This window comes from Chthonomonas sp., from assembly GCF_035294505.1.
GTDB lineage: Bacteria > Armatimonadota > Chthonomonadetes > Chthonomonadales > Chthonomonadaceae > Chthonomonas.
Genome location: NZ_DATGKU010000018.1, coordinates 1 through 7,239, shown reverse-complemented (window position 1 = coordinate 7,239; position 7,239 = coordinate 1). Strand labels below are relative to the sequence as shown.

Annotated in this window: 7 protein-coding genes; 4 read left to right on the top strand and 3 right to left on the bottom strand. The window is 56.5% G+C overall.

The genetic code is table 11. The features are described from left to right. Positions 1–84 precede the first annotated feature (84 nt). A complete protein-coding gene (locus VKV18_RS00525) occupies positions 85–258 on the top strand; it encodes a hypothetical protein (protein WP_324202273.1) in 174 nt (57 codons plus the stop codon). 175 nt (positions 259–433) lie between these two features. Here the strand turns inward: VKV18_RS00525 and VKV18_RS00520 are convergent, their stop codons facing one another. The 3 genes from VKV18_RS00520 to VKV18_RS00510 form a co-directional block, all read right to left on the bottom strand. Then, positions 434–2,443, bottom strand: a complete 2,010-nt coding sequence (locus tag VKV18_RS00520) for an NPCBM/NEW2 domain-containing protein (protein ID WP_324202272.1) — start codon at positions 2,441–2,443, stop codon at positions 434–436. A gap of 27 nt (positions 2,444–2,470) precedes the next feature. Next, a complete protein-coding gene (locus VKV18_RS00515) occupies positions 2,471–3,727 on the bottom strand; it encodes a glycosyltransferase family 4 protein (protein WP_324202271.1) in 1,257 nt (418 codons plus the stop codon). 119 nt (positions 3,728–3,846) lie between these two features. Next, the gene (locus tag VKV18_RS00510; protein ID WP_324202270.1) at positions 3,847–4,815 is read right to left on the bottom strand and encodes a hypothetical protein; all 969 of its coding nucleotides are present in this window, start codon (positions 4,813–4,815) and stop codon (positions 3,847–3,849) included. 164 nt (positions 4,816–4,979) lie between these two features. On the opposite strand from VKV18_RS00510, the gene VKV18_RS00505 reads away from it, so the two are divergent. The 3 genes from VKV18_RS00505 to VKV18_RS00495 form a co-directional block, all read left to right on the top strand. Next, positions 4,980–5,579, top strand: a complete 600-nt coding sequence (locus VKV18_RS00505) for a hypothetical protein (RefSeq protein ID WP_324202269.1) — start codon at positions 4,980–4,982, stop codon at positions 5,577–5,579. A 19-nt stretch (positions 5,580–5,598) separates the two neighbouring features. Continuing rightward, complete coding sequence (locus VKV18_RS00500) at positions 5,599–6,906, top strand: choice-of-anchor tandem repeat GloVer-containing protein (protein WP_324202268.1); 1,308 nt, start codon at positions 5,599–5,601, stop codon at positions 6,904–6,906. 61 nt (positions 6,907–6,967) lie between these two features. Further along, on the top strand, positions 6,968–7,239 hold a 272-nt coding region (locus VKV18_RS00495; protein ID WP_324202267.1), incomplete at its 3' end, for a hypothetical protein.

The window sequence follows — 7,239 nt, the reverse complement described above, 5'->3', positions numbered from 1 at the left end:
TATCTTGTTCGCCCCCTATCCCTTCCTTTCCCCCGATTCGGGAGGTGCTAGCGCACGGCGATGCAGCGGCCAGGGAGATAGGCGATGAAGGAAACGACACAGGCCGCTGAGGGGAAGGGCGTCGGCCTTGAGTTGCCCACCGTGAGGTGCCCCTCTCCCCAATGGGGGGGAGGGGAGTGGGGGTGGGGGCTTGAAGAGCCGGCGATGCGCCTGTCATTTCAAACCGAAGGCGAGATAAACAACTGTCATTTCTCGTGAGATAAACACCTGTCATTTCGAGCCGATACCACACCTGTCATTTCGAGCCGAAGGCGAGAAATCTTAAGTTTCCATTCCCACCCGTTCTGATGGCGGAGGGGCGGGGGGCTTACAAGCAAGCCTGTCTTGTTCGCCCCCTACCCCATTCATACCGTCTTTCAACAGAGGCGCGCTGCTAGAAGGATGGCAGCTGCGCCACACGAGATGGGCGGCCGATCTTGAGTAGAACCGCACCGTGTATGGGCACCTTTATGGTGATCTTTCCATCGTAGGTGCCGATGTTTTTATGAAGCCAAAGATCACGAACCGGCTGACGCCCCTCTAAGCCTATCTCGTTCCAGGTGACGGTAATGGGCGTATCCCAATAGCCCATGTTAAGCAGGGCAACCGCTTTGGTGCCATCGGCAAGCGGACGCGCCCAAACCTCCGTGAGGCCGGTATTGGCAACCTGGCTGGCCGGCCGCCCTAACGGGTCTTGGTTAATGGCGAGGGCCTCATCGTTTGTCAATAGCGCCAGCGTGAAGGGATCGAGCTTGGAGAGATCGCAGCCGATGAGCAACGGCGCCGAAAACATGCACCACATCGTGATGTGCATGATCTGTTCGTTGGGAGTGAGATGGCTGGGGTGAGGATTGCCCCAGCCCACACGGCCCACTACAAGCATGTCGGGGTCGTTCCAATGGCCGGGGCCGGCGTACTTCTCGTGGCCAACTTGACTGTTGATGATGCTGCTAAGACTGCCCCAGCTGTCGTTGATGTCGCCTGTGGTGCGCCAGCAGTTGCCTCCTACCTCAGCCCCCCATTTCCATACCTCGCCCATGCCGTATTGACAAAGACTATAGACGATGTCGCGCGGAACCTTGTCGAGGGCCTCGCGCATGACCCGATAGGGCTTCTCAAGCCGCTCCAACCCCTCGCCTGTGGCGACGTTGCCATAAGAACACCAGTCGTACTTAAGGTAGTCAATGCCCCACTTGGCATAGGTCTGCGCATCCTGCAGCTCATGTTGGTAGCTTCCCGGATAACCTCCACACGTGGTTGGCCCCGGCGAGGAGTAGATGCCTATTTTCAAGCCTAGGCTATGAATATAGGCAGCAAGGGCGGGCAGATCGGGAAACTTCTGGTTTGTCGTGATCTCGCCGTCCGGCTTGCGAGGCCCCTCCCACGTGTCGTCAATGTTAATGTACTGATAACCGTGCGCTGCCAAGCCGCTACGTACCATCCAGTCGGCGGCCTCCTTCACCTTTTCCTGGTCTACTGCGCCGGCCCAAACGTTCCACGAATTCCAGCCCATGGGCGGCGTGAGGGCTAGCTTGTGTTCGCCACCCACAATGGTCAGATCGCGATGCGCTACGCCGCGCGGCCCTCGCACCGTGATGTGCACCACCGTTCGCCCAGCATACTCCAGTCGTCCGCTGATAATCCCCCTCTGTGCATCTAGATGCAGACCTGCCGGCAGCGGCGAGGCGGAGAAGTGGAAAGGCCCCTCGCCCGTCACCGGAATAAGAAAGAGAAACGGGTAGCCGGGAGTTGCGCCTACAATGGGCGCTCCGTGAATGGCAGGACGTGGGTCCGGCTTGGGAATGACCATTCGCGGCGGCTCGTCCTGTCCTATCGGAACGCTCTGAGGCCGAAAGGTGGCACCCGGCTTTAGCAAAAGCAAAGCCCCACCCCAGTCTGCATGATCGAAATCAATGCCATCGCCGGCATCGGTTACAAGCAGAAGCATGTTCTTCGCGCCCTCTAGAGGCACCGAGAGCAGCTTCGGAGGCTCCTTACCGCGCAGCACACCGCTGTCGGCCATCTTCTTATTGTCCACATAAACCTGAAAGTCAACGGAACCGCGCCCCATCGTCTCGTCATCTACGCCCACCATCGCCTCGAAGCGTGTGGCGCATCCGTTTAACTGCACAAGGAGGGCGCTGACGGCATGAGTGCCGATGCCGTGAGGATAGACCACCCCACCCAGTGTAATCGGATGGTTATCCACACTACGGCCTGCGTGCGGTTGCCCCCATCCCTGGGTCATGTTGCGCAGGTCTACCTGCTCGAGCCAAAACCCGTTCGGCGGTGCGATGTCGGCCTGCAACTCGGCCGCCTCGTTCTGCCCGCGAGGGACAAAAGAGAGGCTCAACAGCACCAAACCTATGCCACAAAACCATCCTGCCGTTCGTCTCAACGACATCTCCATCTCCTCCGAAATTAGGACTGTCTACCAGTTGCTTTTTTTGTACTCTTTCCACACGCGTGAATAGACATCGTAGGTCTGTTTGGCGATGCGTTGCCAATTAAAAAAGGTTTTTACACGCTCGTAGGCTCGCTCCGCCATCTGGCGCGCATGTTCCGGGTTGTTCAGTACACGCAGCAACCCCCACGCTAAGCTGTCGGGGTTATTAAGCCACGTCACTGTTCCGGTAACATCGTGTTCCACAATCTCTTTCAACCCACCGGCATCCGAAACCACCACGGGCACTTTGGCCGCCATCGCTTCAAGCGCTACAATGCCGAAAGGCTCATAAAGGCTTGGGAAACAGGCCACATCGGCCACCTTGTAGAGTCGCAGCAACGTGTCGTCAGGAACAAAACCGGTGAAGTACACGTGCTGTGCCACGCCTAACGCTTCCGCCTGCTCCACAAGATGCTGCCGATAGCCTCCTCCGGCTATCACCAGCTTCGCCCGAGGAAAGCTCGCCCGCACCCGCGGAAGCGCGTCAATAAGCACCTGACACCCCTTCTCCCGCACACCGCGTCCTACAAAGAGAATGATCTTCTCGTCCGGTGCCGCATACTGCGCCCGAAAGGCTGCCGCCTCCTCCGGCGGAAAATGGAACTCGAACTTCTCCCATCGAATGCCGTTATAGATGATGTCTATTTTATCGGAGGGGCACTGGAGGGCATACTCCACCTCCCCTTTCATAAAGCCGGAGCAGACAATAACCCTCCAAGCCTCGGTAATGAGCTGGCGCTCGATATGGTCAATATAACGCGACATATCGTTGTGGATGCCGTTATTGCGCCCAAACTCCGTGGCATGAACCGTGGCCACCATGGGGATTTTGAAGGCATGTTTCAACTCTACCGCCGAAAAATAGGCCAACCAATCGTGCGGATGGAGCACGATGCCCTCTTTTATGGGCAGCTTTTTAGGGTCTTTTGGGGCCTCGCCAGGCGCCGTCGGCGCAAGCCACTCTCGGCAAAGGGCGTAGGCTCTGTCGCGCATCGCCGCATTCAGTTGATGAACCCAATGAATAAAATCTTTATGCCCTCCCGGAGCATCATACGCCGCTACGCGATGGATATGCACCTTTTGGCAAACCTCTTCGGCAGGCGCCCCAGGAAAATCGCATGTCACAACATGCACCTCAACACCGGGCAACCGCGCCAACTCCCAAGAAAGCTCCTCCACATGGCGGGCAATGCCCCCAACAATACGCGGAGGATATTCCCAGGTCAGCATGATAATACGCACAGAAGCCTCCCCGTCCTCTAAATAGACGCACCAAGCGCGTCTTCTGTTTTTTTTTCAGAGGGTGTTGTTATAAATCGTCTTGAAGTTGCCCTCTATTTCGACAATCCCCCTCCTATTTCCTACACTTCGCGTAACGCCCACTCTCCAAGGGCACAAAGCAACTCCTGACAACGTTGAATGCCCTCTATCCGGGCACGACCACAAGGCGTATGAACGCCCTCCATAGGCAAGGCCACCGAAAGTGTGGGCGCTAAGGGCGTGAAAAGAACCGTCTGACTGCCCGACCGCGCGCCCGATACGCAGAAACTCACCCCTTCCCGCTCCAACTGCTCGGCCACCCGAATGCCAAACGAGGGGTCAATGAAGTTGCGCCCCTCAAAATAGCGTAACGAGGGCTTCTCCGGCGAGCCGTCGGCAAGGTTGCGTATGTCGGGCACGTCGGCGTTTACAACAAGGCGAAGTCGAGAGGCACACCGCTGCAAAAAGACCACTCCTTTTCGGGCGACCTCCATCGCACACTCCTCGGCCATAACCAGCATGGCCCCTACACGGGGGCTATCTAAACGACGCACGGCCTCCACAACCGCATAGAGCGTCGCTCGCGGATCGATGGCCTTCCCATAAACCCACTCCGCTTCAAAACGGGCCTCCTGGCGAAAGGTGAAAACCGTGCGATACGGCTTTATACGCTCCCCTTTGACAATAAGCCGCTCGTCATCCTCAACTTGCACCAGGCGACTGTCCACGGCGAACGCCTCCTCGGAATGCGTCGCAAGCCAGTCCATTGCCTGAAGGGGGTGCTCCTGAAACACCTTAGGCGCGTTCCCCCACACACGTGTGTGAAACCAGGCCTTCTCGGCAGGCCCATAGACGCACCCTCCGATCTCATCCATGTGCGCCACAAAAATGACCTCTAGCTCCTCCGGGGTTCCCGTGCTCTTTTGGAAAAAGCAGAACCCGTCAGGCACGAGAATGCGCGTATAGGCCTCGCCGAATCGCTCTGTAAGGAGGCTGACCACCGGCCCACAGGCGGTACCCACGGAAGGAGCCTCTAAGAGGCTCTTCAAAAACGCTCTGTCTAATTCCATTCGCTTCTCCTCATCGTCTGTTGCCAACATTATGCACCATGAGCCTGCGCCCGGAAAGGCAATAGGCAGTTCGCATAGTCTCGCAAAAAGAGTTATAATAGAGGCAGATTAGAAGCCAATTGGTGGCTTCCGATCTAGCCCAAACAGAAATGGAGAGCAAACTGATGTTTCCAACAACTCTTACTCTGCCTGAAAAGCTTGAGTTCGTGGGCGTTCCGCGCGCCTATGGTAAGGCGTACGGAAATGTGATCTGGGGAATGGTTCCTTTCCAAAAATCATGGATTCCCGCCGCTCTCAGCCAGCTGCCCGATGAGTACTTCGACGTGGACTGTCTGGATGAACCTATCCGCATCCCGGTGTGCGGCTATGTAAGCTTCCCGGCACCCGATCGCGCCCTTCTACGGTTCGAAGTCGATACCGAAGCCGACTACCTGCTCACTCGCCTCAACGGCGAGATGAGCGCCATTCTCGCCGCTCTGCGGCGACAAACGCGGAGCCAAACCCTGTATGATGTGGTCTATACCGGTCCTCTGTTATCCCACTGTAATATAAGCCTGGCGCCCTATAAAGTTCCTTTTATGGCAGCAGCGGCTTGGGTAGGGATGGTCGAGCAAGTTGGCAAAACCGAGCACTTCACCGTTACCGTGCTCGAAGCCACACCAAAACCGCCCATGCCTCAAGAGGTCATCAACTTGCACTCGATGCTCTATCGCCTTAGCTCTTACGAGCCGCCGGTAAGCCTTAACAAGCAGCCGGTAACGTAAACGAAGCCCGCGAAAAGTTATGTGGAGTTGGAAGAAACAACGCAGCCTCGCTTTCGCGTTTTTAATAGGGTTTGTGGGGCTGCTTTGGGGAGGGGTTGTTTGGCGCCTCACGCATTCTGCCCCCCATCCGCTCACGGTGCTTTATACCTTTCCCTCCGTCGGTTGGAAAGGTGTGAATGACGGCGGTGCCCACCCCTCTTCCCTCATTCTAGGCCAAGATGGCACGCTGTACGGAACGGCTTCCAACGGCGGCCCCTACGGGCAAGGCGTGGTCTTTCGGCTCGATCCACGCAGCAATCGCTATACCGTGCTGCACTCTTTTCACGCCTTTCAGGATGGCGTGTTGCCCAAAAATCTTCTCCAAGCCAGAAATGGGCTGCTTTACGGAATCGTCTACGGAGGCCCAACCGGCGCCGGGGCGCTGTTTGCCATGAAGCCCGACGGCAGCGCCTATAGGATACTTCACCCATTCAGCGTAGGCGACGGCACTCCCTCAACTGAGCTTTTAGAAGGCCCTGATGGTTTTCTCTACGGCACTACCTCACTAGGGTACCAATCGAGCGCTGTTTACAGGATCGCGCCCGACGGCAGCCGCTACCAGGTGCTGTACCGGTTCACAAACAAGGGCTACCCCTCAAGCGAAACGCTGCTGCTGGAAAATCGGTCGCTCTATGAACTCATCGCTTACTTACACGAACCTATCTCTAGGCCATATCCCTCATGGGCGCTTATCAAAATAGACTTAGATCAGGGGCGGATACAGGTATCCCATCGCCCCTCATGGATCGCCAACAGCCTCTCGCCCTCACCACCGACTGAGGGTTTTTACCTTTGGCTATCAACCTCTAAAGAAACCGCCCTCTATCGCCTTCAACCGAGCCGCTTCGCTTTCCAACGTCTTTACGCCCTGCATTCGTCCCACGGAAACGTAGTGGCGCCCGTCGGCTCTCCTGTAATGGGTTCGGATGGCGCCCTATACGGCGGCCTTCGTTTTGTGCACTATCCTCGTCCGGTTTTCATTCCCATTAACTCTCCATTCGCAAACATAGATAGCAGCGCCATTTTTCGTCTAAATGCGGATGGCTCCCATTTCAAGATACTCTATCGTTTCTCTCAGGCTCCTTCGCACTCCCCTCCATCCCTAGTCACAAAACTGCAGCAGTTCTTCCATCTTCACCACGCTCTGCAGGGGGAGCCGCTCTTTCCAGAAGGGGCCTCTCCCGACCGACTTGTCTTAGGTGGGAATAACACGCTCTACGGTATCTCGGCGCAAGGGGGGCTTAACAATAGCGGCACCATCTTTCGCCTTCAATTACCTTCTCTGTAGACCGTCTAATCGCCCTGTGCCCTCTTGAAACCAACGGAGAAAAAAGGCTAAAATAGATAATATGGATGGTGAGGCGAACGGTGTGCCGTCTCAACCGGCGTTACAAGCTTTGGCGCATCGGATATGTGAACATATTCGGGGCCAATGGGCTTTATCGGAGTCGGAAGTTTTCTATCGCCTCCATGCCAATCGTTATATTGACATCACGATCATTGCCCCCCTCTTTGAGGGACAGATGGGGCCGGAGCGTGAAGCGAAATTGTGGGATGTTCTCTTCCCGTTTTCGCGGCAAGAGCTTCTGTACCTAGCCGGCTGTCTCCTGCTTACGCCCAA